Genomic DNA, 24,729 nt, shown 5'->3' with positions numbered 1-24,729 from the left:
ACGTTCGCCTCCGCCACTGTCCAGCAGACAAACAAAGCCGGCCGCATTCTCATCAGGGAATGCGGCCGGCTTTGATGTTTGAAAGAACCGAGCGTGAAAATCACATTTCCGCGGCGGAGTCGCCATCATCCGGGTCCGGTCCGCCATTCTGCAGGAAGCGGTCGGCAATCAGGCCGGCATTCTGACGCAGCGACAGTTCAATCTCGCGGGCGAGATCCGGATTGTCGCGCAGGAAGGTCTTGGCGTTTTCGCGGCCCTGGCCGAGGCGCTGGCTGTTATAGGAGAACCAGGCGCCCGACTTTTCGACGATGCCGGCCTTGACGCCGAGATCGACCAGTTCGCCGGTCTTGGAAACACCCTCGCCGTACATGATGTCGAACTCGACCTGCTTGAAGGGCGGCGCCATCTTGTTCTTGACGACCTTGACGCGGGTCTGGTTGCCGATCACCTCTTCGCGCTCCTTGACCGCGCCGATGCGCCGGATGTCGAGGCGCACGGAGGCATAGAATTTCAGCGCATTGCCGCCCGTCGTCGTTTCCGGCGAACCGAACATGACGCCGATCTTCATGCGGATCTGGTTGATGAAGATCACCATGGTGTTCGACTTCGAGATCGAAGCGGTGAGCTTGCGCAGCGCCTGGCTCATCAGTCGTGCCTGCAGGCCGGGAAGGCTGTCGCCCATCTCGCCTTCGATTTCGGCGCGCGGCGTCAGGGCCGCGACGGAGTCGACGACGAGAACGTCGACCGCGCCGGAGCGCACCAGCGTATCGGTGATTTCGAGCGCCTGCTCGCCGGTATCGGGCTGCGAGATCAGCAGGTTCTGCAGGTCGACGCCAAGCTTGCGGGCATAGACGGGATCGAGCGCATGTTCGGCATCGACGAAGGCGCAGATGCCGCCCTTCTTCTGCGCTTCGGCAATCGTCTGCAGTGCAAGCGTCGTCTTACCGGAGCTTTCCGGTCCGTAGATTTCGATGATGCGGCCCCTCGGCAGGCCACCGACGCCGAGCGCGATATCGAGGCCAAGCGAGCCGGTCGAGATCGTCTCGATCTCGACAACGTTCTCGTTGGAGCCGAGCTTCATGATCGAGCCCTTGCCGAACGACCGCTCTATCTGTGAGAGTGCCGCTTCAAGCGCCTTGCTTTTGTCCACCGATTTGTCCTCTACCAGCCGCAATGAATTCTGAGACATCCCATCCACCTTTAGGTTATTGAAGCCGCTCTAGCAATGTCGAGTTTGTACTCCATTTGTTCCATTCTCGCAATAGGCGATCAAACAGTTGAAAGAAAAAGGTAAAACGACACGTGTTCTGCATTTGTTTTATCGATAAAAAGCAACGGCTTAGGCCAGAAATGCCGACTCGGCCGCGGAAGGGCGCGCTGTATCGATTCGTCCTTCGGGCATCGGGAGAGCGGATCGGATGAAGAAAAAGATTCTTGTTCTCGGCGGCGCCCATATCGACCGGCGCGGCCGCATCTCCGGCGAGACGGCGCCTGGCGCCAGCAATCCCGGCACATGGTTCGAGGAGCCGGGCGGCGGCGGCTTCAATGCGGCGCGCAACCTCTCAAGGCTCGGTTTTCAGGTGACTATGATCTCGCCGCGCGGCGGCGATCCGATGGGCGAGACGGTCGGAGAAGCTGCCGATTTCGCCGGCATCGACGACCGGCCCTTCGTCTTCCTCGACCGCAAGACGCCGAGCTACACGGCGATCATAGAGAAGGACGGCAATCTGGTGATCGCCCTTGCCGACATGGATCTTTACCGCTTCTTCGTGCCGCGGCGTCTCTCCATCCGCTGGGTGCGAGAGGCCTTCGCCGCGCATGATTTCATCCTCTTCGACGCCAACCTGCCGGAAGAGACGGTCGCGGCGATCGTCGCAAAGGCGCATTCGCTAGGCAAGCCCGTTGCGGCAATCGCCATCTCGCCGGCCAAGGTCGTCAGGCTGAAACCCTGCATCAGGAATATCGACTACCTGTTCCTGAATGAGGCTGAAGCCGCCGCCCTTGCCGGTGCACTGCCGGAAGACGCCGCCGGCTGGCCACCTTTGCTGAACGAGATCGGCGTCCGGAACGCCGTCGTTACTCGCGGTCAGCGCGAGCTCGTCGCACTTTGCGAGGGCCGCGCCGTAACACTGCAGCCGCCGATCGCCGACACCGTCGCCGATGTCACGGGTGCCGGCGACAGTCTTGCGGCCGGCACGCTCGCCGCCTTGATATCAGGCCTGCCGCTCGAAGAAGCCGTTCGTCACGGCACCGCAGCCGCCACCCTGACCGTCCAGTCGCGGCATGCCGTCAACGAAAATCTGACGCCCGATCTGCTGAATGAGGCGCTTGCCCTTGTTCCGAAGGTCAGAATTCTGCATTGAAGCGGCCAATTAAATAGTTGAGCATGATGTCGTCCGAAAACCGCTCGCACCTCGACATCATGCTCTGTCGATCACAGGACAAGACCATGACCAAGCCCATCTCCCCTCTTCTGCCGATCGCCTATTCGAAGGAAGTCGCCAGCGCCAAGCAGCGCGGCGCGCCACTGGTGGCACTGGAATCGACGATCATTACCCACGGCATGCCATATCCCGGCAATATCGAGATGGCCCGCAGCGTCGAGGCGATCATCCGCGAACAGGGTGCGGTGCCGGCAACGATCGCCGTCATTCACGGCACGCTGCATATTGGCCTTGAAGCCGGAGAACTGGAGCAACTCGCCAAGGCGACCGAAGTGATGAAGGTGTCGCGCGCCGATCTCGCCTTCGCCATCGCCGAGCGCCGCACCGGCGCCACCACAGTTGCGGCGACGATGATCGCGGCGGCGCGCGCCGGCATCCGCGTCTTTGCCACAGGCGGCATCGGCGGCGTGCATCGCGGCGCCGAGGAAAGCTTCGATATATCAGCAGATCTCGAGGAACTCGCCCGCACCGGCGTCATCGTCGTCTGTGCCGGCGCCAAGGCGATCCTCGACATTCCGAAGACGCTGGAAGTGCTGGAAACCCGCGGCGTGCCTGTCGTCACCTATGAGAGCGAGGAATTCCCCGCCTTCTGGTCGCGCTCCTCGGGCATCGGCAGCCCGCTGTCGCTGAACAGCCCGGCCGCCATCGCCAATTTCCAGACGGTGCGCGAGCAGCTCGGCGTCGACGGCGGCATGCTCGTTGCCAACCCCGTGCCGGAGGCCGACGAGATCGCGCGCGAGGAGATGGATATCTATATCGAGCGGGCGCTTGATAGCGCCGAACGCGACGAAGTGACCGGCAAGGCGGTCACACCCTATCTGCTCTCGACCATTTTCGACCTGACCGACGGCCAGAGCCTCAAGACCAATATTGCGTTGATTGAGAATAATGCGCGGCTTGCGGCTGAGATTGCGGTGGCGCTGGGTGAATGAGCGGTGATGGGGCTGGGGCCAGCATCGCCTTCAAAACGGGCATGCCGTGTAAGCCCCCTCTGCCCTGCCGGGCATCTCCCCCACAAGTGGGGAGACGACAAGCTGCGAGATCTTCGCATCACATCAACGTCTCGCCGAGCTGCAATGAATATTTGCTTGGGGAAGCCGGCGCGCCCAGCCGATCTCCCTCCTTGTGGGGGAGATGCCCGGCAGGGCAGAGGGGGGTGCGGCACGGCACAACGTGCCCTCCGACGCCCACCGCCCCTCACCCGTCCAACGTCTCCTTGACCACAACAGCTAGCTGCTTCAGTGAAAACGGCTTCGGCAAAAATCCGAATTTCGCCTCCGGCGGCAGATTGCGGGCGAAGGCATCTTCGGCATAACCCGAGACGAAGATGAACTTCATGTCGGGATAGGTCTTGCGCAGCTCGCGCAGCAGCGTCGGGCCGTCCATTTCGGGCATGACGACGTCGGAGACGACGATGTCGACCTTGCCGTCGAGTTCTTCCAAGATGGCCAGCGCCTCGACGCCCGAGCCCGCCTCGTGCACGGTATAGCCGCGCGTTTCCAGCATGCGTTTGCCGCCGCGGCGCACCGCCTCCTCGTCTTCGACGAGAAGGATGACGGCCGATCCGGTCAGGTCTTCCGGCTGCTGCGGCGACACCGGCAGCGGCACCACGTCGGCCCCGGCGATGGCGCCGTCGATCGAACCCGCTTCTGCCGCCACTGCCGGCTCCGGGATGTGGCGCGGCAGGAAGACGCGGAAGGTTGTCCCCTTGCCGACTTCGGATTCCGGCTGGATATAGCCCCCCGACTGTTTGACGATGCCGTAGACCATGGCGAGGCCAAGTCCCGTGCCCTTGCCGACATCCTTGGTGGTGAAGAAGGGCTCGAAGATCTTGTCCATGATCTCAGGCGCGATGCCGGTGCCGTTATCGGCGACTTCGACCAGCACCATGTCCTCGGCCGGCATGTAGGAATAGTTGAAAGCCGAGACCTCGGCGGCGGTCAGATTACGGGTGCGGAGTGTCAGCGTGCCGCCGTCGGGCATTGCGTCGCGGGCATTGACGCAGAGATTGATCAGCACCTGCTCGAACTGCGAAAGGTCTGTTTTGACAGGCCAGAGGTCGCGGCCATATTGCACGTCGAGCTTGACATTGGTGCCGGAAAGCAGCCGGTCGACCAGCATGCGCAAGTCGCCGACGACATCGGTGAGGTTCAGCACTGAAGGCCGCATCGTCTGCTTGCGCGAGAAGGCGAGCAGCTGGCGCACCAGCACGGCGGCGCGGTTGGCGTTGCGCTTGATCTCTATCAGGTCTGCAAAGCTGGCATCGGCCGGCCGCGCCTGCAGCAACAGGTGGTCGGCGGAAAGCAGGATCGCCGTCAGCACGTTGTTGAAATCATGCGCGATGCCGCCGGCAAGCGTTCCCACAGCATTCATCTTCTGCGTCTGCGCCATCTGCGCTTCCAGCGCCTTCTGCTCGGTCACCTCGACGGCATAGACGATCGCCGCCTCCTCGGGCGCCTCGTCGCTCTGGTCGATGACGGCATTGACATAGAAGCGGAAATAGCGCGCCTCGTCGGTCGGCGTGCGGGTGTCGAGGGGCGCGATGTCGCCCTGCCGGTCCTTGGCCGCCGCCAGCGCCGCGGCCAGCTGCGGCCGGTCGCTCTCCTGCACGATGGTTTCAAGATGCGGCGCCTTTTCGAGATCATCGCGCGAAACCACGGCGGAGAACATCTTCAGGAACGGCGCATTGGTCCGCAAGATGCGCCCGTTGCCGTCGACCGAGGCGATCGCCATCGGCGTATTGTTGAAGAAGCGCGTGAAGCGCATGGCGGCGGCCGAAGCGGACTGGCCGGCGGCATCGCTCTTTTCACGCGCCAAAACGATCGTCCGGCTTTCGCCGGGCGCGCCGTCGCGCATCGAGGTGACGCTATGGACGATCTGCACCGGCAGGCTCTGGCCGTTGCTCTTGCGCAGGTCGAGATCGAGCGTCACGGTCTTCTTGAGACCCGGTTCGGCCTGCACCGACTGGATCAGCGCCAGTCCCTCGCCCGCCACGACGTCGCCGATCGTCATCGAGCCCGGTACGAATTTGGTGAGGTCAAGGCCCAGCCATTCGGCAAGCGTCGCATTCAGGTAGAAGATCTCACCCTTCCTGCCGGCGGAAAAGAAGCCGGCCGGCGCGTGGTCGAGATAATCGATCGCGTTCTGCAATTCCTTGAAGAAGCGCTCCTGGTCGTCGCGCTCAGTGGTGATGTCGGTGATCTGCCAGATCTGCAGCGGTTTGCCGCCGTTCTCCTCCGGCCGCAGCAGCCGCGCCTTCAGCCGGTACCAATGCGCGCCGGAGCTGTTGCCGCCAGGCCCGACGGCGCGCAGCAGGCGAAATTCCTCCCGGCCTTCCTTGCCCTCGCGCAGGCCGTTGACCAGCCTGTAGAGCGCCTCGTTGGATTCGCGGTGGCGCGACAGCAACGTTTCCAGCGTCTGCACCTCGGTCGCCTTGCGCGCGCCGGTCAGCGCGCCATAGGCGGCATTGGCATAGATGATCCGGCCCTTTTCGTCGGTGATCAGTGTACCATCGGGATGGCTGTTGAGGAAAGCGCGCGCCAGGCTGTCGGATTGGCGCTGCGGCATCACCTCGATGAAGCCGATGACCGAGGATACCAGGAAGAAGATGCCGACCATGGCGAGCACGCCGAGACCGCCAAGCACGACCTCGTTGTCGAGCGATTTTTTGAAGAAAACGAAGGCGCCGGCAGCCGCGATCAGCACGAGCGCCAGCAGAAGAATGCGCAAGACCGTGCCAGAACGCCCCCCACGATCCACAAGCGGTGCGTTATAGTCGTCGGCCTGACGCGGTTTCGTCATATATTCCTCACATAAGCCCTCCTGCTTCGTAGCACGAACACGAAGCAGGAATCAGGCACTCTTTCCTTCTTAGCAATTTGCCGCGTCGGCAAAAACACCGCTAGCCGGCAAGACTGCTTGAATTCACAGGCAACAGCGCCATCTGCCCCGGAAGCCAACGCTGCCACCCGTGCGCAAGGTCGCCGGGTGCCAAGCAGCGGAACACGAAATCGCGTTCTCCCGTGACTGGACAGCACCGGCGGCCCTTGCCTAAGGAACGGAAAAGTCGTCAATATGTGCCGAATGCGAAATGGAGTAAGTGACTATGTTGGATGATGTTGTCGGAGCTTATGGCAGCCGTTTCCTGCTTGCGGCCGGTGGCGTCGGTCTGGCGCTTCTCGTGCTCATCATCGTGCTCTGGGTGATCCGCAGCCGGGCGCCCTCGCCCTTCGTGCGCGGCGGCCGCAATCGCCAGCCGCGCCTGCAGGTGCTGGATGCCGCAGCCGTCGATGCCCGTCGCCGGCTGGTGCTGGTGCGCCGCGACGACGTCGAGCACCTGATCATGATCGGCGGCCCGAGCGATATCGTCATCGAAAGCCGTATCCTGCCGGCAGCGGCCGAACAGCCGGACGGCGCCAGCCGCCCGCAACCCGTCGAGCAGCGGCCGATATCCGTCGCGCCGCCGGAAATGCCACAGGAAACGCCACCGGTTTCGCCACCGCGCCCACCGGTCGCAGCCCGCGTCGAGCCCGCCGCCGAGCCCTCTTTCGCTGCGCCGGCTTCGCCAGAGCCGCGCCCGCGCCCAGAGCCGTCGACCCAACCGCCTGTCCAGCCGGCCGTGGCACCGCCGGTGGTCACGAGCCCTCTTCCGGCAGAGCCGGTGACTGCTCCGCTGTCGGCCGAACGCGACAATCCTCTGCGTGCTGCCCCGCCCCAGCCGCGCCCGCCGGAGCGTCCCGCCGCTCCCCCAGCGGCGCAGCCCGCACCGTTCCACGATACCTCAAGTGCCGCCGAGATCCTCGAAGCCGCCCGTCAGCGCGTGCTGCCGCAGCACCGCATCGAACCCGAGGTCTCCGCCCCGCCTGTCCAGGAGATGCCGGCGGCCGCACGCGCCGCACCTGGTAGCGCCGAAGACGATTCGGCTACGCAGTCGGCAGCAGCGAGCCGTCTTGATTTCCAGCGGGTGCTGGAACAGGAAATGTCGAACAATCTGACGGCTGAACGCATCGTGCCGGCGCCGGCAAACCAGGCGCCCCGGCACGGAGCGCCGCAACCCGGAAACCTGCCGCGCCGCGATCCGGAAATGGCCCCGATCACCGGCGCCGATACCGATCTGCAAAAGGAAGTCGCCCGCATCTTCGGCGAGATGAGCGTCAACCGCGACAAGTGAGCGGAAACGCAGTCCGGCTTCAAGTTGCATAAAAGCCGCAATGCGGCGACTTTCAGTTCCCGATGTGTCAGGGGGCTCCATCTTGTGCTGATAATTTGTTATCGCTTCGGTTGAAGAGCATTGGCGCGTCGAGGTCATACTTTGCCTAAGTAAATACCGGTCTCACTCCAGTTTCACCCGTACTGCCGGACAGCGACACGCTGACGGCGTATGAACACGTTCATCGGGTGGTGGCGAGAGACCGGTCTGGCATTGTTACAATGTGCCATGTGCAGCTCCGCTGTCTCAGCTCTTCAGCCGCCCACAACATCGCCACACCGCGCCCGTAGGGGTTTTCTCAAGCACCATCCTGGTGGACTTCCGAACGGAAGACCAAGACGGTATGTGCAATACACTTCGGGTCCGATGGACCGTTGTTCCCAAGACAGCTCCCCAGCCTTGGATTGCATGCGGCGGATGCGGAGGCCTGAGAGCTTTCCAATCCAGCGGCAAGATCCGGCTCAACGCCAACGGTCGCAAGCTTGACGCTTGGCTTATCTACAAATGCCTGACCTGTGAAAGGACATGGAATCGACCAATCCTCGAGCGCCAGAATGTTCGCGACATCGATCCTGGCGTCCTTGCTGCGCTGCAGTCCAACGATCCGGATTGGATCAGGGCAGAAACCTTCAACCTCGATGCTCTCCGACGCAGATCGAAGCGTGTGGACGAATTTGTCGAATTTGAAATCGCTAAGGAGATGCAGCGCGAAACTGCACATTGGACGAGATTGACAATCGAACTGTTGGTCCCGTTTCCAACGAGCATACGCCTTGACCGCCTGCTGGCGTCCGAGCTGAAGATTTCACGCTCGCGGCTGCAGGCTCTTCACGATGAAGGCATGGTTCGGACAGATCCTGATCGAGCAGACGTCATGCGGCGGCGGATCAGGAATGGCACCCTGGTGTTGATTGACCTCGCCACGGAAGCTGACCGAGAGCAATCGTGGAAGCCTCTGGCGTCGGGAGATCCGCTGTAGTCGTCAAAACCCGCCGCCACAAAGGCTCGAATCTCGGGACCTTTGCGGCTTGTTCTCCAACACGCGGGACAATGGATAAACGAAAAAGCGCCGCGATCCGATCGCGGCGCCTATTCTGCTCTCATGCCTGCATGAAAACTCTCATTCGTCGCGATAGACTTTTTCGCGGCGTTCGTGACGCTCCTGCGCCTCGATCGACAGTGTCGCGATCGGGCGGGCGTCGAGGCGCTTGAGGCCGATCGGTTCGCCGGTTTCCTCGCAATAGCCGTAGGTGCCGTCTTCGATGCGCTGCAGTGCCGCATCGATTTTGGAAATCAGCTTTCGCTGCCGGTCACGGGCGCGAAGTTCGATCGCCCGATCTGTTTCCGACGACGCTCGGTCAGCGAGATCAGGATGGTTTGCGCTTTCCTCGGCCAGATGGTCGAGTGTCTCGCGCGCTTCTCTAAGGATATCATTTCTCCATGCAACCAGCTTGGCCCTGAAATAGGCACGCTGGTTTACGTTCATGAACTCTTCCTCTTCCGAGGGAACGTAATTGCTAAGATCGATCTTCTCACTCAACGCGATTCTCCTGAAGAACATCTCATCTGGCGGGGTGTATATCCCAAGCGCTAGCCGCGATTCAAGCCAAATACGACAGGTAAACAGATTTTTAAATCTGTCACAGTTTTCGGCTAACAGACTATTTTCTCATCATTATTCGGGCCTGCGTTTTTTGCTTCGCCTTCAAAACGCCGTGTTATCGGCCGCGTTTTGGGCAGCTGGAGCAGCGCTGACGGTTGACGCCGGCCGATTGCAACCGCTACTGAAAAGGCCCGCTGGATGTTGGATTTTCCCATGACCGTACCCCTGCCTCCGCCCAACCGCGTCTATCTGCTGCGTCACGCCGAGGCCGCCGGGGCCGAACCCGGGCAGCGCGATTTCGACCGGCCGCTCAACGAAAAGGGCTTCGGCGATGCCGAAATCATCGCCGATAAGACCGCCGACAAGGGCTACCGTCCCGATCTTCTGATCAGTTCTACGGCGCTGCGCTGTCGCGATACCGCCGATGCGGTGTACCGGGCGATGGGCCTTACGCTCGAAGTTCGTTATGTCGACGCGCTCTATAACGCCACGGTCGACAACTATCTCGAGATCATCGATTCGCAGGACGAGGCTGCTGTCATGCTGGTCGGCCACAATCCGACAATGGAGCAGGCGCTGGAGGCGCTGATCGGTCACGAGGCTATGGCAGGCGCCCTTCCCGGCGGCTTCCCGACGGCAGGCCTTGCCGTCGTCGATTACGACGCTTCCGCCGCAGTCTGGCGCCTCACCGATTTCGTGGTCGTCTGAAGACTTTCGCGCCGCTTCTTTCGCGGGCGGCGCGCCCTTCCTATATTGCCGTCAGTCACCAACCGGAATCGCGCCTTGCCGCCACGACTGACATCCTTTGCCGATGACGCCCGCATCGCCTTCGATAATCTCGCCGACCGGGCGAGCGGCCTCGTCAATCCGACCGTGCGCCTCGGCGTTACCGGGCTCTCCCGCTCCGGCAAGACGGTCTTCATCTCCTCATTGGTTCACAATCTGCTGCATGGCGGCCGACTGCCGCTGTTCGAGCCGGTCCAATCCGGCCGCGTCTCGGCGGTGCGGCTGGAACCGCAGCCGGATGATGCCGTGCCGCGCTTCCAGTACGAGGACCATATCCGCGCGCTGGTGAAGGACCGTATCTGGCCGGATTCGACCCGCGCCATCTCCGAGCTGCGCATCACGCTGGATTATCAGAGCGCCAGCGGCTGGAACCGGTTGTTTTCGCCCGGCCGCCTGTCGATCGATATCGTCGATTATCCCGGCGAATGGTTGCTCGACCTGCCGCTGCTCGGCAAGAATTACCGCACCTTCAGCGAGGAAACGTTGGCACTTGCCGAAACCGGCGTCCGCTCCGAGCTGTCGCGCCCATGGCTGGCGCTGACGCGCGCCACTGACATCCATGCCGGCGCCGACGAGATGATCGCCCGCGACCTCGCCGCCGCTTTTGCCGATTATCTCAAAGCCTGCAAGGCCGACGAACGCTCGCTTTCCACCCTGCCGCCTGGCCGCCTGCTCCTGCCCGGCGATCTCGACGGCTCGCCGGCATTGACCTTTGCGCCGCTGGCTCTGCCGCCGGACGGACGTGCCGGCCGCGGTTCGCTCTGGACGATGATGGAGCGGCGCTACGAGGCCTATAAATCCGTCGTCGTCAAACCCTTCTTCCGCGAGCATTTCGCCCGCCTCGACCGCCAGATCGTCCTGGTCGATGCGCTGCAGGCGATGAACCGCGGCCCCGAAGCCGTGCAGGATTTGGAGCGCGCGCTGACCGATGTGCTTGCCTGCTTCCGCCCCGGCACCAATTCGCTGCTCTCCTCCCTGCTCGGGCGGCGCATCGACCGCGTACTGGTTGCCGCCACCAAGGCCGATCATCTCCACCATGAAAGCCACGACCGGCTCGACGCGCTGACCCGCCGCCTGGTGGACCGCGCCATCGACCGCATCGGCATCGCCGGCGCCGGCATCGACGTCATGGCGCTTGCCTCCGTGCGGGCCACCCGCGAGGCGACCGTCAAGCGTGACGGCCATGAACTGCCGGTCATCGTCGGCACGCCGATGGAGGGCGAAGCCATTGCCGGCGAGCGCTTTGACGGCCAGAGAAAGACCGCGATCTTTCCCGGCGACCTGCCGGAGGATCCGGAAAGCCTGTTCGACCTCATCGCCTCGCGTGTAACCGGTGTGCAGCTGCCCGATGTCAATGTCGTCAGGTTCCGCCCGCCGCATCTTGAGGAAACCGGCGGCGGCATCAAGCTGTCGGTGCCGCATATTCGCCTCGACCGTGCCATGCAGTTTCTGTTCGGAGACCGTCTCGCATGAGCAAGCCCCGTCCGATCCGCCGCGCCGCGCGCCCGCCGCCTTCAGCTATGAGGACGAAGCCACCGAGCGGCGTGACAACGGCCGGCAAGGAGGTGAGCGGCGCAAGCCGGAAAGCTTCTCGGAGCATATCGTCGTGACGCCTGATGAGGACGATCCCTTCCTCAATCCCGACAAGGATCTGAGCGCGGTCCCCGTTGCAGCGCCGCGCAAGCGGCGGACCTCCTTCGGCAAGATCGCCGCCGGCGCCTTCGGCATCCTGCTGTCGCTCGCCATCGGCCTCTGGACCGATAGCCTGATCCGCGATCTCTTCACCCGCGCCGACTGGCTGGGTTATGCGGCCCTTGCCGTGCTGGCGGTCGGCATTCTCGCCGTACTCGCCCTCGCCATCCGCGAAACCATCGGCATGATGCGCCTTACCGCCGTCCAGAAGATCAAGGCCGAAGCCGAGGCGGCGATCATCGAGACGCGGCCGGCCAAGGCGCGCGCCGTCGTCGCCCAGCTGACTGCGCTGCTCTCGGCAAATCCCGAGACATCGAAGGGCCGTGCGACGCTGAAGGCGACCGAGGGCGAGGTCATCGATCCCCCGCATCTGATCGCGCTGGCCGAGCGCGAACTGCTCGCTCCGCTCGACCGCAAGGCCCGCGCCCTGATCGTCAATGCCTCCAAGCGCGTCTCGATCGTCACCGCCGTCAGCCCGCGCGCCGTGGTCGACCTGCTCTACGTGCTCTATGAGGCCGTGCGCCTCATTCGCGCCATGGCCGAGCTTTACGGCGGCCGTCCCGGCACGCTCGGCATGTTCCGCCTGCTGCGCGACGTGCTGGCGCATCTGGCCGTCACCGGCTCGATCGCCGTCGGCGATAACCTGGTGCAGCAGGTGCTCGGCCATGGACTGGCCTCCAAGCTCTCAGCGCGGCTGGGCGAAGGCGTCATCAACGGCCTGATGACCGCCCGCATCGGAATCGCTGCGATGGATCTCTGTCGTCCGCTCGCCTTCCGCGCCCTGAAGCGGCCGGGAATCGGTGATTTCATCGGCGATCTCACCCCGTCCATGTCGCCGCGCGGCAACAATCCTTGAACGAAACAGCGATTCCGCAGCTTTCGACTCCCCTTGCGTAATGCCAGAGAAGTTTCAACAGATTCAATAATGTAGTGACGGGAGTTTAAAATCGATGCCGCACGAAAGCCGTACGCTGCCTCGTATTTCGGCACAATTGAAAGGAAGGATTAACCATTCTTCGGCAAAACTTGCAGCCAGTTCGTGAGTGGTGTTTGCCAAGGAAAATCCATGTATTCGCGCAAGTTTCTCATCGTATGCGGCTTGGCCGCCGCGGCATTGTCTCCCGTCGCAGATGTCGCTCCGGCAGCCACTGCTGCAACCCGTGACAAGGCCTTCTTCGATTCCGTCGCCGGCTCATGGAAGGGCCCCGGCGAAATCGTCGCCGGCAAATATAAGGGCACGAAATTCACCTGCAACCTGATCGGTGAGCCCACAGGCGACAGCAGCGCCGGCATCAAACTCGACGGCACCTGCCGCGTCGGCGTCTTCAAGCAGCCGATGACCGCCGTCATCTCGCAGTCGGGCTCGACCTACAAGGGCAAGTTCCTCGACGGCGCCGCCGGCAAGGGCCTTGACGTCGTCTCCGGCGCCGTCTCCGAGGATACCGTCGTCGTCGGCATCAACCGCGCCAAGCTGAATGGCGCAATGATCGCCCGCGTGCGCGACGACAAGACGATGAACGTCACCGTTTCGGTCAAGGTCGAAAGTCAGATGGTGCCGGTCATCGGCCTGACGCTGACCCGCCAGGTCGACGAGATGGCCGTCGGTTCCATCGAGTAGGCAAATCCCACAGCGGATTTTCCTGAAGCGGCGGGTTTCCCGCCGTTTTGCGTTTCAGGTCCCCTTGCTTCAGGCGCTCAGCCACCAGTCGCGACTATCGTCTGCGACCTCGATTCCGGTCACCTCCGCATCCGACAACCACTCACTCACCGCCCTGCCCCTCACGAGCAGACCCGGCGCTATATCGGCAAGCGGCATCAGCACGAAACCGCGATCGGTCATGCGCGGATGCGGCAGTTCCAGCCGCGGCGCGTCCTGGACCACATCGCCATAGGTCAGCACGTCGATATCGAGCGTGCGCGGCCCCCAGCGCTCGATGCGCTCGCGTTTCATTTCGCGTTCGATCGACAGGCAGACATCGAGCAAAGCCTCAGGCGCCAGCCTGGTCTCGACGGCGGCGCAGGCGTTGAAGAAGAAGGATTGGTCCGTCTTGCCCCAGGGCGGCGTGCGATAGAGCCGCGAGACCGCCGTAACCCGACAGTCGTCCCGTCCGTCCAGCCTCTGCAGCGCCGCCGCCATCGCCTTTACGGGATCGCCGATATTGCCGCCGAGACCGAGTGTGGCGGATTGCAGTGCGGCCTCAGGCAAAATGCTCAACGCTCACCTGCACGAAATCGAGCACGCCAGGGACCGGCGCGTTCGGCTTGCGCACCGTGATCTTCGCCCGCCGCACCTGCGGGAATGTCTCGCAGAGCCCCTTGGCGATGTCGAGCGCCAGTGCTTCGATCAGGTAGCGCCGTTTGCCCGTGACGATCTGCTCGATCACGGTGAAGGCGACACCGTAATTGACGGTATCGTTGATCGAATCGCTTTCCAGCGCCTCGCCGGCGACGACATCGAGCTCGGCATCGACGAAGAAGCGCTGACCAAGGAATTCCTCCTCGTCATGCACGCCGTGGCGCGCGAAGAAGGCGCAGTTCTGCAGCGTAATCGTGTAGGTGGTCATGTCGGCCGCTTCCTCTCGAATTCCTGGCGCGCATTGAGCATAGCATCGGCGATATCAAGCGCATCCCTGTTGATTGCGACATTGTGCACGCGGAAAACCGCAGCCCCTTGAAGTCTGAGCAGTGCGCTGGTCGCAGCCGTCGCTGCATCCCTGTCCTGTGCCTCACGCCCCGTCACCGCGCCGAGGAAACGTTTGCGCGACGTACCGGCGAGCAGCGGCAGACCGAAGCGGGAAAGTTCGGAAAACCGCGCCATCAGTTCCAGGTTTTCTTCCGCAGTCTCCTTGGCGAAGCCGAAGCCCGGATCGAGCACGATGCGATCGCTGTTGACGCCTGACGAAGCGGCGATCGCAAGCGACCGCTCGAGGAAATGCACTTGGTCGGCGATCACATCGACAAGTTTTACCCTGTCGCGACCGGTGTGCATGATACAGAGTCCGGCTCCGGTCACCGCGGCTATATCGGCGATATCGGGCTCCTTCTGCAGCCCGAAGACGTCGTTGACGATGTGGGCGCCGGCACTGATTGCCAGCCGCGCCGTCTCGGCGCGATAGGTGTCGATGGAAATCAGCGCCTTGGTGCGGCCGCGCAGCGCCTCTATGACGGGCAGCACGCGCGCCTGCTCCTCGGAAGGGCTGACGGTTGCTGCGTTCGGCCGGGTCGATTCACCGCCGATATCGACAATCCCGGCACCCTCGCTCACCGCCCGCAACGCCTGTTCGACTGCTGCATCGACGGTTTCAAAGCGTCCGCCGTCGGAGAAGGAGTCCGGCGTCACGTTGATGATCGCCATGATCATCGAACGACGGCCGAGTTCGATCTCTCGGCCATGGCCGACACGCCACAATCTGCCTTCGAGCCCTGTCACCAGACTTATCCCATTGGAGACGAAAAAAGCGCCATCCGATATTGCGCTTGTGGTGGCTATGCCCCAAGCTCCCGTCGATTTCAACACGGGTTGCGTTCAGAATGCCGCTTGCAGTGCGTTATATGGTCCTTCCTATCGCCTTTTCCATTGCTCTTTCCCTCTGCAGCCCCGTGGCAGCCGAAGTGATCGCATCGAAAAGCTATTCTTATTTCGACATTCGCGGCAAAACCGCGGATGAGCTCGACCGCGAACTCAGCCGGCGCGGGCCGACAGCGAGCGCTTCTTCGGCGCGTCATCCCGGCGCCACGAAGATCCGCTTCGGCGGCGAGGCAACCTACATTCAGGATAACGGGCGCTGCCGCGTCGGCAGCGTCAAGGTCACGGTTCACACCCAGATCATCCTGCCGCGCTGGAGCAGCCGCAAGGGCGCCAGCAAGGAGCTGTCGATGATCTGGGACGCTCTGTCGAGCGATATCAAGCGCCACGAGGAGCGCCATGCCGAGATCGCCCGTGATCAGGCCCGCGCCATGGAGCGCGCCATCCGGGCGCTGCCGCAGCAGCGCAGCTGCGAAGCCATGCAGGAACTCGTCTCCGGCGAATCAGCTCGCGGTATAGAGGAGCACGACCGGCAGCAGGCGCGATTCGACCGGGTCGAGGCGGTCAATTTTCAGAAGCGCATGTTGAGGTTGCTGAACAATCGAATCAATGGTCGAGCCAGCGCAAAATAAGGCTTTTTCAGTCTTGTTGCGAGCGGAAAACCTTAGCTGCACAACGAAACTTGTGCGAAACTTGCACCCTCCCCAGCGATTGAATGGTCATTTTTCATCCTGGCAGACTCAACCGGAACGCATTAATATGAACACATTCGAAAGTTCAGGTACGGCATCTGCACTTTCATCGCTGGGTTCTCCTGGCGCGTTCCGAAGCCGCGGATGTTCCTCCCTCATCCGTAGGTAATGCGCCCGCCTCGCCTCGCTCGCTCTAGCGCGCGAGGCGTCTTTTTTGATATCGAATTTTTCGGCGACGTTTGAAGCGCTGCGCTTCAGGCCTGGCGTTCCGGCACGTGCACCACGAGCCCGTCATAGACGGCCTTCATCCGGATCTGGCAGGACAGCCGCGAGGTCGGGCGTACATCGAAGGCGAAGTCGAGCATGTCCTCTTCCATCGCTTCCGGCTGGCCGACCTTCTCCGTCCACTCCTCGTCGACATAGACATGACAGGTCGCGCAGGCGCAGGCGCCGCCGCATTCGGCCTCGATGCCGGGCACCGAATTGCGCACGGCATTCTCCATCACGGTGGAGCCTTGGTCGACGTCGAGGTCGAAGCGCGTGCCGTCGAAGGCGACGATGGTAAGTTTGGGCATCAGAACTATTTCCGGTCTTCAGGTGGATGGGCGGATTTTCTTCCGACAATTCGACGCGTCAGTCAACATTGGGAAATCCGCGACAGCCTCGCAGATCGGGCCTTCGCCCGCCGTCTTCAAAGCGTCATCAGGGACGTCGCAAAAAGACCCGTGGTTCCGCAATGGAACAACGGGCCTCGTTCGAACGGTACCTCATGCATATCGCCCAAAAATATGCGGCGGTTTTGGCACAGCGACATGCGTCGGTGAAGACCTAGAGATCAGCCGCGGCAGAGCTTCAGGATGAAATTCTCGGCGTCGATAACGGCAGCGCCGAGCGCTGCCGTCGCGCCGGCATCACCGCCGGTTTCCTCGACGGCTTCCGCCGTCTGCGACACGCGGAACGCGCCGACGGAGCTTGCCGCACCTTTCAGCCGGTGCGCGGCTGCGCCAATACGGATGGTTTCGCCGCTTGCAATATCCTGGAGGCAGGCACGGGCCTGGCGCGCAAACATCTGAAGGACTTCGATTTCCAACGTCTTGTCGCCCATCGTCTGCTTAGCGAGATGGACCAGATCGATCGGCCGGACCTTCGAAGGACACGGTCCCTTTGCATTATCCGGCGCCTCGAATACGATGTTCAATGCTGCCATCTGGGCTGCCATTGCCAATTCTCCCGTCTCTATCGTCCGCAGTTGCAACAGTTCTGCGTCCGGAGAGTGGCCATCACGTTAAATTCGGGCACATTCAGGGCGGAAATCTCGCCATATGGTTAACGTCCGTTAAATATCCCTAAATTATTGGTTTTTAAGCGATGCCTCGGATTCAAAGATGTTAACAACGGGTTAACGAGCCGTGAATCTCAAGCCTTCATTAATTGTGTGAGGACCTCAGATGTGTCACTACGATACTGGTGGAGCGGGTTTATGGTACGCGCCTTTGCCGAGCGAGTGGATAATGGTAGTGTTTTGATACCTTCCGTTTGAAAAAGCGGCTATCTACTCTGAAATGACATGCTTATCCGTCCTTCGTTGGGATGGAAGGCTGGAACGGCAAAGTTGTTCCCGGGTGAGGCGGAAGCCAGGGATGCGCGGTTGGGCCGGCTGACAGTAACGAGGCATACCCGAATGGCGAACAACAAATACAACGAGTCAATTGAGGACAAGGCGTTCAAGGCATTGGACGAGGCGCTCCAGATCGACTTTAGCAAGGATAACGTACCGTCTCGCCGCGGCGACGCGCCCCAGGCCCCGGAGGCTAATGTGTCTGATCCATCGAATGCGCGTAATCAGCAGGCTCAGGACGAAGCGCAGCGCCGCAGCCGCCGCGGTGCCGCCGGCGAGCAGACTTCCAGGGGTCCGGCCTTCACGCCCGCCAACGATGCCAGCCGCAATACGCCCGCCTCGATCCTGAAATCCTTTGACGGCGCCTCCAGCCGCTCGGCGGTGCGCACCGCCACCTTGTTTTCCGTGCTTTGGGTCATGGCCGGCCTCGGCCTGATGTCGCTGCTTTATGCTCCGCAGATCTGGCAGATCCGTTCGCTCGCCGACCTCGTCGCCCTGCCCGGCGTCATCGCCGGCCTCGTCGGCATCATCGTTCCCGTGATGATGTTCTACGCCTTCGCCATCATGATCTCCCGCGCCCAGGACATGCGCAACGCCGCCCGTTCCATGGCAGAGGTGGCATTGCGCCTGGCAGAGCCGGAAACCATCGCCTCCGAGCGCATCATGACCGTCGGCCAGGCCGTGCGCCGTGAGGTCTCGGCCATGAACGAGGGCATCGAGCGCACCATCGCGCGTGCCTCCGAGCTGGAAACGCTCGTCCATTCCGAAGTCAATGCGCTTGAACGTTCCTATGCCGACAACGAGTTGCGCGTGCGCGGCCTCGTCCACGAACTCGGCTCCGAGCGTGAGGCGATCGTCAACCATGCCGATCGTATCCGCACCTCGATCGGCAGTGTGCACGACCAGCTGAAGGAAGAGCTGTCGCTGGCGACCGAAGAGATCGCGGTGCGGCTTGCCACATCCGGCGAAGCCTTCGCCTCGCTGATCGATACGCGCGCCGCGACGATCCTGGAAAAATCGGACAGCGCCCTGCAGTCGATGGGCAGCCTGCTCTCTGCCAAGACAGATACCCTGCTGCAGACCCTGAACGCATCGGGTTTTGCGCTCGCCACAGAATTCGACAACCGCCTCGAAGCGCTCTCCGTCAATCTCAACGACCATGGCGAAAGACTGCTCAGCCAGTTCGAAACGCGCGCCTCGACCATGGACAGCAGCACCGAGAAGCTGAATGCGGCGCTGAACGAGCGCACGCACCAGCTCAACGAGATCCTGATCGCCCGCACCCGCGAGATCAACGAGAGCCTGACGTCAGGCGAACGTACCATCGGCGGCACGCTTGACGACGTGCTGTCGAAGCTGAACAGCGCGCTCGACGAAAAAGGCGCAAGCTTCCGCCAGAGCCTGCAGACCACCGCCGACGACGCCGTCATGGATCTCGACGTGCGCTCCGGCTTCTTCGAGGAGCGGCTGCAGACGACCGTCGCCCAACTGTCGACCGCCTTCGACGAACGCGTCGCCGAGTTCACCAGCGCCTTCGACAAGCGAACCGGCTCGCTCGACACCAAGCTGATGGAAAGCCTCGCTCGTATCAACGAGACGCTGACCGGCGGCTCGGATTCGATCGACGGCATCCTGAATTCCGGCATCGACCGGCTTGGTTCGTCGCTATCAGACCAGTCGCTGGCGCTCGCCACCGCGCTCGCCACCGGCCACGAAGTGCTGGAAAGCACGCTCGGCAGCCGCGCAGATGAAATCACCACGGCACTCACCAGCCGCACCGGTGAACTGACCTCTGCGCTGCAGAGCGCGACTTCTGAAATCGCGCTGACCCTTGCATCAGGCACCTCCGAACTGCAGAACAACCTTCAGACGCGCTCGGCCGAATTCCGCGACACGCTGCGCACCACCACCACTGATCTGACGACTGCCGTTGCCGCTGGCACAGAACAGGTGACCGCTGCCTTCGGCGGTCGCGCCGAGGAGCTCAGCGGCGTGCTTGCTGCGCGTGCGGCCGAAATCAGCGAGGCGCTCGGCACGGCCCACGGCCGCATCGACAGCGTCATGGCAGAGCGCGGCGGCGCACTGGTCGAGGCGCTGACCACCCATCACAGCCGCTTCGAGGAAACGCTGGCAACCCGCTCCGACGCCATCATCAATGCCGTCTCCGGCACCCATGACCGTCTTGCCGAGACGCTCGATGAAAAGTCGATGGCGCTTGCCATCTCTCTGAACGAGAGCCATGCCCGCATCGAGGATACACTTGAGACGCGCTCCGAGGCCTTACTCAACGCCGTGTCTGGCACGCATGATCGTTTGTCGGAAACGCTGGACAGCAAGGCGGCGGCCCTGACGACCTCGCTCGACGAGCGCCATGCCCGCATCGAGGATGCGCTTGGAACACGCGCCGAGGCACTGTTGAACACCGTATCCGGCACGCGCGACCGTCTTGCCGAGACGCTCGACGAGAAGGCGATGGCGCTGGCCATGTCCTTGAACGAGAGCCAGGCCCGTATCGAGGAGACGCTTGAAACCCGTTCAGCCTCTCTGCTGAACGCCGTCTCAGGCACCCATGACCGTCTCTCCGAGACGCTGGACGGCAAGGCGGCAGCTTTTGCCACCTCGCTGAGCGAAGGCCATGCCCGTATCGAGAATACGCTCGAAACCCGCTCCGCGGCCCTGCTGAACGCCGTCTCCGGCACCCATGATCGCCTCTCCGAGACGCTGGACGAAAAGGCGATGGCACTCGCCATCTCGCTCAACGAAACCCAGACGCGGATCGAAGACACGCTGGAAACCCGATCGGCAGCCTTGGTGAATGCGGTCTCCGGCACGCATGACCGTCTGTCCGAGACGCTGGACGAGAAGGCGATGACGCTCGCCATCTCGCTCAACGAGAGCCAGTCGCGGATCGAAGACACGCTGGAAGCACGCTCCGAGGCCTTCCTCAAGGCCGTGTCTGGCACGCACGACCGTCTCTCGGAAACGCTCGACGAAAAGGCGACGGCGATCGCCGCCTCCCTGAACGAGGGCCAGAGCCGCCTGCAGGATACGCTGGAGAGCCGCTCGGAATCCTTCCTGAATGCGGTCTCTGCCACCCACGACCGCCTGTCCGAGACACTTGACGATCGGGCGATGGCGCTTGCCATCTCGCTGAACGAGAGCCAGAGCCGTCTCGAGGAGACGCTGACAACAGGCGCCGATGCGATCACCAATGCGGTTTCCGGCACGCATGTTGGCCTGAACGGTGTACTCGACCAGAAGGCCGCCGCCCTCGCCACTTCGCTGAGCGAAGGCCAGGCCCGCCTCGAGGAAGCCTTGGGGCACCGCACCGCCGCGATCATCGGCGCCGTGACGGCAACCCACGACCGGCTCACCGATACGCTCGACGAAAAGACCATGGCGCTCGCCATTTCGCTCGACGATAACCAGAGCCGCTTCGACAGCGTGCTCGAAGCCCGCAGCAACGCCATCATGGAGGCCGTCTCCGGTGCCGAGGCACGAGTCGCCGGTGCCTTCTCCGACAAGACCGATGCGATCCGCACCGCCTATACCGACAATCAGCAGCGGCTCGAAAATGCGCTTTCCGAGCATAGCGCCGCCCTCTCGGGTGTTCTCGATGCCGGCGGCACCCGCTTCGAGGATCTCGTCGGCGGCTTGACCGGCCGCATTGAAGGCCGTCTGACCGATGCACATACACGGCTCGGCGGCCTCGCCGACGAAGCCGCGGCGCGCATCGAGGGCGGGCTTGCCTCGGCCCATGAGCGCATCCGCACGACGCTCGAAGACCGCGCCAACGCCATAGACCTATCGCTGAACCAGGCCCATGCGCTGATCAGCGATACGCTGGCCGAACAGGCGACCAGCATCGGCACCTCGGTGGCGACGAGCGTCGGCATGCTCGAATTGTCGCTGGAGCACCGTGAAGCCGCAATCCGCCAGGCGATCGATGCCGGCGCCCAGAGATTGGAAGATCGCATGCATGCCGGCGCCGGCCAGATCGCCGGCCGCTTCCAGGAGGCGGCAAGTGCGATTTCGAGCTCCACCCAGGATTTGTCCACCCGTCTCGATCGGTCGGTCGAAAACCTGACGGGCCGTTTTGATGAAACCGGATCGCGTGTGGAAGCCGGTCTTGCGGCGATCGAGACCCGCATCCGCGACGGCGTCGGCGGTGTTGCCGAAAAGGTCGAAGCGGCCAGCGGCCAGCTGTCCGGCGTGCTTGCCGACGGCGTCTCTCGTCTCGGCGCGCTCAGCGACGACGCCACACAGCGCATCTCGGCGACGCTCGAAGGCAGCGCCGCAAACCTCACTCAGGCGATCGACAGCCGCACCGCCAATCTGGCCGAGACGCTGGACAGCCGCACCACCAGCCTGACCGGCGCTATCGATGGCCGAACCGCGAGCCTCGCCGAAACGCTCGACCGCGGCAATGAACGCATCGAGGAACGCCTCTCCACCATGGACCGTGCGTTGACCGTCGGCCTCGATGCCGTCAACCGGACCATCGAAGGCAAGGCCGCTGGTCTCGCCTCGACGCTGCGCAGTGCGGTTGCCGACGCGGCCCAGGGAATGGAAGGCGAAGCGACGAGAACCACCGAACTGCTTGGCAAGACAGGCCAGCAATTCGCCGAGGATCTCAATGTGAAAAGCGACGAATTCACCCGCACCATGGATGAGCGCTCGTCGCAGATCGTCACCCGCGTCGCCGAAGCTCAGAACCGGCTGGCAAGCCAGGCCGCTGCCGTTGCCCAAACCTTCTCGGAAGCCGGCAACGCCATCGTCAACAAAGTCGCCGAGGCTGAGACCATCGTCGGCACGCAAGTCAATGCCATCTCCAAGGTGCTGTCGGATGCCAGCCAGTCTCTGGAGTCACGCGGCAACGCCATCCGCTCGACGCTCACGGGCGCCGGCAGTGAGATTTCCGCAACCATGGCGGATGTCGACCGGGCGCTCGAAGCGCGCAGCAGCGCCATTCGCACCAATCTCGAGGAGCGAGCCCGCGAGATCGATACGACGTTCTCCGAGATCGACCGGGCGCTCGAAGCGCGCGGCAACTCGATCCGCTCGACGCTCGAGGAGCGCACCCGCGACCTCAACTCGATGTTATCAGGCCGTTCGGTCGAATTGACGCGCATCCTCGACGAGACGGCCCGCCCGATCATCGACCGCTACACTGATGCCGGCGAGCAGGCCGCCGCCCGCATCACCGCCGCAGCCAACCTCAGCGCCGACCGTCTGCGCGCCGAAAACGAAGCGCTCGCCAGCGCAGTTGCCGCCCGCACCGAGAATGTCGCCAATGCCGTCAGCGCCATCGAAAACAGCCTGGTCGGCAACGTCAACGGCCTCGTCCAGCGCATGTCGGAAAGCAGCGCGGCGATGGCGATGATGATGAACCGCGCCGCCGAGCAGCTGACCAGCGTCGACGGTCGTCTCGGCGATACCACTACGCGGTTTGCCGACTCCGCCACCAAGGCCGCCGAGATGGTCTCCGCCTCCACCAGGCTTCTCGAAGGCAAGATCGACCGCCTCTCCGACATCTCGGGCCAGACGCTGGCGCAGGTCGGCGGCATCATCGGCCGCTTCGACGAACACTCCAAGGTCCTGACCCAGGCCTCGCAGCTTCTCGGCGCCGCCCAGTCCAACCTCGCCTCGACGCTCGAGGAACGCGAGAGCGCGCTGCAGACACTCTCTGTCGGCCTCGTCCAGCGCTCCGCCGAGATCGAAAAGACCATGCAAGGCCTCGGCGGCATGATCGAGACCGTGTTCGAGCGGGCAGAACAGCGCTCCAGCCAGGTCACCGGCAATTTGCGCCAAGGCGTGCAATCCTCCTTTGCTGACATTGGCCGCATTCTCACCGAAACCGAGAAGCGCGCCCAGGAAGCGGCAGAAACGATGCGCGAGGCGATCACCCGCGCCGGCGACGAGGCCAATACGACGATCGACGGCACTTTCGCCAATGTCGAACGCCGTTCCGGCGATCTCTCCAATCGCATTCGCGGCGGTCTCACCGCCTCGCTGTCGGACGTCGAGCGCATGCTCGGCGAAGCCGGCCGCGCCTCCGACGGTGCCGCCCAGCACATGCGGGAAGCGCTGCGCGAGGCGATCGACGATGCAGTCGGCCGCTTCTCCGGCGCCACCGAAGATATCCGCCGCTCTGCCGCCGACATCCGCAGTGAACTCGACGCGACCCGTGCCGAACTGAAGCGCGGCGCCTTCGATCTTCCCGAGGAAGCCAAGGAAAGCGCCTCGGCCATGCGCCGGGCGGTCGCCGAGCAGATCAAGGCGTTGCAGGATATCTCCCAGCTCGTCGGCCGCTCCAGCCAGCAGCTTGAGATCTCCGAACCTGTCACCCGCACGCTTGCTCAGGCGCAGCCGGCCCCGCGTCCCACCCAGCCGGTCGCAGCCCAGCCGCCGCAGCCGGCAGCGCCGCCGCCGCTTGAAGCGACGGGCCTGCGCGGAACGATTGCACCGTCTGCGCCGGCTGCCGCCCCTCCGCGCGCCGCGCCGCAGCCTGCCCCCGCTCGCCAGGAGCCAGCCCGCCAGGAACCGGCGCGCGCCGAAGGCGGCGGCTGGATCAGCGATCTCCTGCGCGGCGCATCGCGTGACGAGGCCGCCGACGAAGCGCCTGCCCGCGCCCCGGCCCGCCAAGCGGAAACCGCCGCCCCTGCGACGCGCAGCAACAGCGATAGCCGCAATCCGCGGCACGTCGTCGAATCGCTGAACTCGCTCTCGGTCGATATCGCTCGCGCCATCGACCACGACGCCTCGGTCGATCTCTGGCGCCGTTATCAGCGCGGCGAGCGCGACGTCTTCACTCGTCGCCTCTATACGCTGAAGGGCCAGCAGACTTTCGACGAGATCAAGCGCAAATACGACCGCGAACCGGAATTCCGCACCGCCGTCGACCGCTATATCGGTGATTTCGAAAAGCTGCTCGCCGACGTCGCCCGCACCGACCCGAACCGGACGGTGACGCAGTCCTACCTCACCTCGGATACGGGCAAGGTCTACACCATGCTCGCTCATGCCGCAGGCAGGCTCGGCTGAGCCTGACTGGGACCTGCGGTTTGGAAAGCCGCTTGAACACGTGTCAGGCGGCTTTCGTTCTATATTGCGAGCGTGACCAGGCCTCTCTGCAGATATACAAAAGCAAAGCATTCCG

18 protein-coding genes are annotated in these 24,729 nt (G+C 63.2%); 10 read left to right on the top strand and 8 right to left on the bottom strand.

Going from position 1 to position 24,729, the window contains the following annotated elements:
* Positions 1-100: 100 nt before the first annotated feature.
* The gene (recA, locus tag ACS4RR_RS13480) at positions 101-1,189 is read right to left on the bottom strand and encodes a recombinase RecA (RefSeq protein ID WP_003568997.1); all 1,089 of its coding nucleotides are present in this window, start codon (positions 1,187-1,189) and stop codon (positions 101-103) included.
* A 229-nt stretch (positions 1,190-1,418) separates the two neighbouring features.
* Between recA and ACS4RR_RS13475 the strand changes: the two genes are divergently transcribed.
* Both ACS4RR_RS13475 and ACS4RR_RS13470 read left to right on the top strand, forming a co-directional pair.
* The gene (locus tag ACS4RR_RS13475; protein WP_260110942.1) at positions 1,419-2,363 is read left to right on the top strand and encodes a carbohydrate kinase family protein; all 945 of its coding nucleotides are present in this window, start codon (positions 1,419-1,421) and stop codon (positions 2,361-2,363) included.
* An 86-nt stretch (positions 2,364-2,449) separates the two neighbouring features.
* Positions 2,450-3,376 carry a pseudouridine-5'-phosphate glycosidase gene (locus ACS4RR_RS13470; protein ID WP_456188898.1) on the top strand — a complete coding sequence of 309 codons (927 nt, stop codon included), beginning with the start codon at positions 2,450-2,452 and terminating at the stop codon, positions 3,374-3,376.
* 265 nt (positions 3,377-3,641) lie between these two features.
* Here ACS4RR_RS13470 and cckA read toward each other — a convergent pair whose 3' ends face one another.
* Positions 3,642-6,245 carry a cell cycle histidine kinase CckA gene (cckA, locus tag ACS4RR_RS13465; protein WP_260110944.1) on the bottom strand — a complete coding sequence of 868 codons (2,604 nt, stop codon included), beginning with the start codon at positions 6,243-6,245 and terminating at the stop codon, positions 3,642-3,644.
* 298 nt (positions 6,246-6,543) lie between these two features.
* Here cckA and ACS4RR_RS13460 point away from each other — a divergent pair, with 298 nt between their 5' ends.
* Both ACS4RR_RS13460 and ACS4RR_RS13455 read left to right on the top strand, forming a co-directional pair.
* Complete coding sequence (locus ACS4RR_RS13460) at positions 6,544-7,614, top strand: flagellar biosynthetic protein FliO (RefSeq protein ID WP_456188897.1); 1,071 nt, start codon at positions 6,544-6,546, stop codon at positions 7,612-7,614.
* Positions 7,615-7,996: 382 nt separating this feature from the next.
* Positions 7,997-8,632 (top strand): DUF1062 domain-containing protein, encoded by a 636-nt coding sequence (locus ACS4RR_RS13455; protein ID WP_260110946.1) that lies wholly within the window; start codon positions 7,997-7,999, stop codon positions 8,630-8,632.
* Between the two features lie 141 nt (positions 8,633-8,773).
* On the opposite strand, the gene dksA is transcribed toward ACS4RR_RS13455, so the two are convergent.
* Complete coding sequence (gene dksA, locus ACS4RR_RS13450; protein ID WP_017964517.1) at positions 8,774-9,193, bottom strand: RNA polymerase-binding protein DksA; 420 nt, start codon at positions 9,191-9,193, stop codon at positions 8,774-8,776.
* Between the two features lie 276 nt (positions 9,194-9,469).
* On the opposite strand from dksA, the gene ACS4RR_RS13445 reads away from it, so the two are divergent.
* From ACS4RR_RS13445 to ACS4RR_RS13430, 4 genes are all read left to right on the top strand, one after another.
* Positions 9,470-9,964: a SixA phosphatase family protein gene (locus ACS4RR_RS13445; RefSeq protein WP_170255780.1), complete on the top strand. Its 495-nt coding sequence runs from the start codon at positions 9,470-9,472 to the stop codon at positions 9,962-9,964.
* A 75-nt stretch (positions 9,965-10,039) separates the two neighbouring features.
* Complete coding sequence (locus tag ACS4RR_RS13440) at positions 10,040-11,515, top strand: YcjX family GTP-binding protein (RefSeq protein WP_260110947.1); 1,476 nt, start codon at positions 10,040-10,042, stop codon at positions 11,513-11,515.
* Positions 11,478-12,590, top strand: a complete 1,113-nt coding sequence (locus tag ACS4RR_RS13435) for a YcjF family protein (RefSeq protein WP_456188896.1) — start codon at positions 11,478-11,480, stop codon at positions 12,588-12,590. The genes ACS4RR_RS13440 and ACS4RR_RS13435 overlap by 38 nt, the downstream gene beginning before the upstream one ends.
* A 210-nt stretch (positions 12,591-12,800) precedes the next feature.
* Positions 12,801-13,352: a hypothetical protein gene (locus tag ACS4RR_RS13430; RefSeq protein ID WP_017964521.1), complete on the top strand. Its 552-nt coding sequence runs from the start codon at positions 12,801-12,803 to the stop codon at positions 13,350-13,352.
* A gap of 69 nt (positions 13,353-13,421) precedes the next feature.
* On the opposite strand, the gene folK is transcribed toward ACS4RR_RS13430, so the two are convergent.
* The 3 genes from folK to folP are packed head-to-tail and all read right to left on the bottom strand — an operon-like array spanning position 13,422 to position 15,164.
* On the bottom strand, positions 13,422-13,940 hold the full coding sequence (gene folK / locus ACS4RR_RS13425) for a 2-amino-4-hydroxy-6-hydroxymethyldihydropteridine diphosphokinase (protein WP_017964522.1): 519 nt from the start codon (positions 13,938-13,940) through the stop codon (positions 13,422-13,424).
* A complete protein-coding gene (folB, locus tag ACS4RR_RS13420; protein ID WP_017964523.1) occupies positions 13,933-14,298 on the bottom strand; it encodes a dihydroneopterin aldolase in 366 nt (121 codons plus the stop codon). Before folB ends, folK begins: the two co-directional genes overlap by 8 nt.
* Positions 14,295-15,164: a dihydropteroate synthase gene (folP, locus tag ACS4RR_RS13415; RefSeq protein WP_260110949.1), complete on the bottom strand. Its 870-nt coding sequence runs from the start codon at positions 15,162-15,164 to the stop codon at positions 14,295-14,297. Before folP ends, folB begins: the two co-directional genes overlap by 4 nt.
* Positions 15,165-15,265: 101 nt before the next feature.
* Between folP and ACS4RR_RS13410 the strand changes: the two genes are divergently transcribed.
* A complete protein-coding gene (locus ACS4RR_RS13410; RefSeq protein ID WP_456188895.1) occupies positions 15,266-15,892 on the top strand; it encodes a DUF922 domain-containing Zn-dependent protease in 627 nt (208 codons plus the stop codon).
* Between the two features lie 314 nt (positions 15,893-16,206).
* Here ACS4RR_RS13410 and ACS4RR_RS13405 read toward each other — a convergent pair whose 3' ends face one another.
* Positions 16,207-16,527 carry a 2Fe-2S iron-sulfur cluster-binding protein gene (locus ACS4RR_RS13405; RefSeq protein ID WP_003540151.1) on the bottom strand — a complete coding sequence of 107 codons (321 nt, stop codon included), beginning with the start codon at positions 16,525-16,527 and terminating at the stop codon, positions 16,207-16,209.
* Positions 16,528-16,787: 260 nt separating this feature from the next.
* A complete protein-coding gene (locus ACS4RR_RS13400; RefSeq protein WP_017964526.1) occupies positions 16,788-17,171 on the bottom strand; it encodes an Hpt domain-containing protein in 384 nt (127 codons plus the stop codon).
* Between the two features lie 462 nt (positions 17,172-17,633).
* On the opposite strand from ACS4RR_RS13400, the gene ACS4RR_RS13395 reads away from it, so the two are divergent.
* Positions 17,634-24,614 carry an apolipoprotein A-IV repeat region-like domain-containing protein gene (locus tag ACS4RR_RS13395; RefSeq protein ID WP_456188894.1) on the top strand — a complete coding sequence of 2,327 codons (6,981 nt, stop codon included), beginning with the start codon at positions 17,634-17,636 and terminating at the stop codon, positions 24,612-24,614.
* The last annotated feature ends 115 nt before the right edge of the window (positions 24,615-24,729 follow it).

The organism is Rhizobium zaerense (assembly GCF_051810725.1).
Classification (GTDB): Bacteria; Pseudomonadota; Alphaproteobacteria; order Rhizobiales; family Rhizobiaceae; genus Rhizobium; species Rhizobium leguminosarum_I.
Note: the sequence above shows the minus strand (reverse complement) of the source record. Positions and strands in the feature narration are given on the sequence as shown.

Excerpts from the sequence above, each read along its gene's own strand:
- recA (WP_003568997.1), bottom strand. The coding sequence starts at position 1,189 with ATGTCTCAGAATTCATTGCGGCTGGTAGAGGACAAATCGGTGGACAAA.
- ACS4RR_RS13475 (WP_260110942.1), top strand. The coding sequence starts at position 1,419 with ATGAAGAAAAAGATTCTTGTTCTCGGCGGCGCCCATATCGACCGGCGC.
- ACS4RR_RS13470 (WP_456188898.1), top strand. The coding sequence starts at position 2,450 with ATGACCAAGCCCATCTCCCCTCTTCTGCCGATCGCCTATTCGAAGGAA.
- cckA (WP_260110944.1), bottom strand. The coding sequence starts at position 6,245 with ATGACGAAACCGCGTCAGGCCGACGACTATAACGCACCGCTTGTGGAT.
- ACS4RR_RS13455 (WP_260110946.1), top strand. The coding sequence starts at position 7,997 with ATGTGCAATACACTTCGGGTCCGATGGACCGTTGTTCCCAAGACAGCT.
- ACS4RR_RS13445 (WP_170255780.1), top strand. The coding sequence starts at position 9,470 with ATGACCGTACCCCTGCCTCCGCCCAACCGCGTCTATCTGCTGCGTCAC.
- ACS4RR_RS13430 (WP_017964521.1), top strand. The coding sequence starts at position 12,801 with ATGTATTCGCGCAAGTTTCTCATCGTATGCGGCTTGGCCGCCGCGGCA.
- folB (WP_017964523.1), bottom strand. The coding sequence starts at position 14,298 with ATGACCACCTACACGATTACGCTGCAGAACTGCGCCTTCTTCGCGCGC.
- ACS4RR_RS13410 (WP_456188895.1), top strand. The coding sequence starts at position 15,266 with ATGCCGCTTGCAGTGCGTTATATGGTCCTTCCTATCGCCTTTTCCATT.
- ACS4RR_RS13405 (WP_003540151.1), bottom strand. The coding sequence starts at position 16,527 with ATGCCCAAACTTACCATCGTCGCCTTCGACGGCACGCGCTTCGACCTC.
- ACS4RR_RS13400 (WP_017964526.1), bottom strand. The coding sequence starts at position 17,171 with ATGGCAGCCCAGATGGCAGCATTGAACATCGTATTCGAGGCGCCGGAT.
- ACS4RR_RS13395 (WP_456188894.1), top strand. The coding sequence starts at position 17,634 with ATGGCGAACAACAAATACAACGAGTCAATTGAGGACAAGGCGTTCAAG.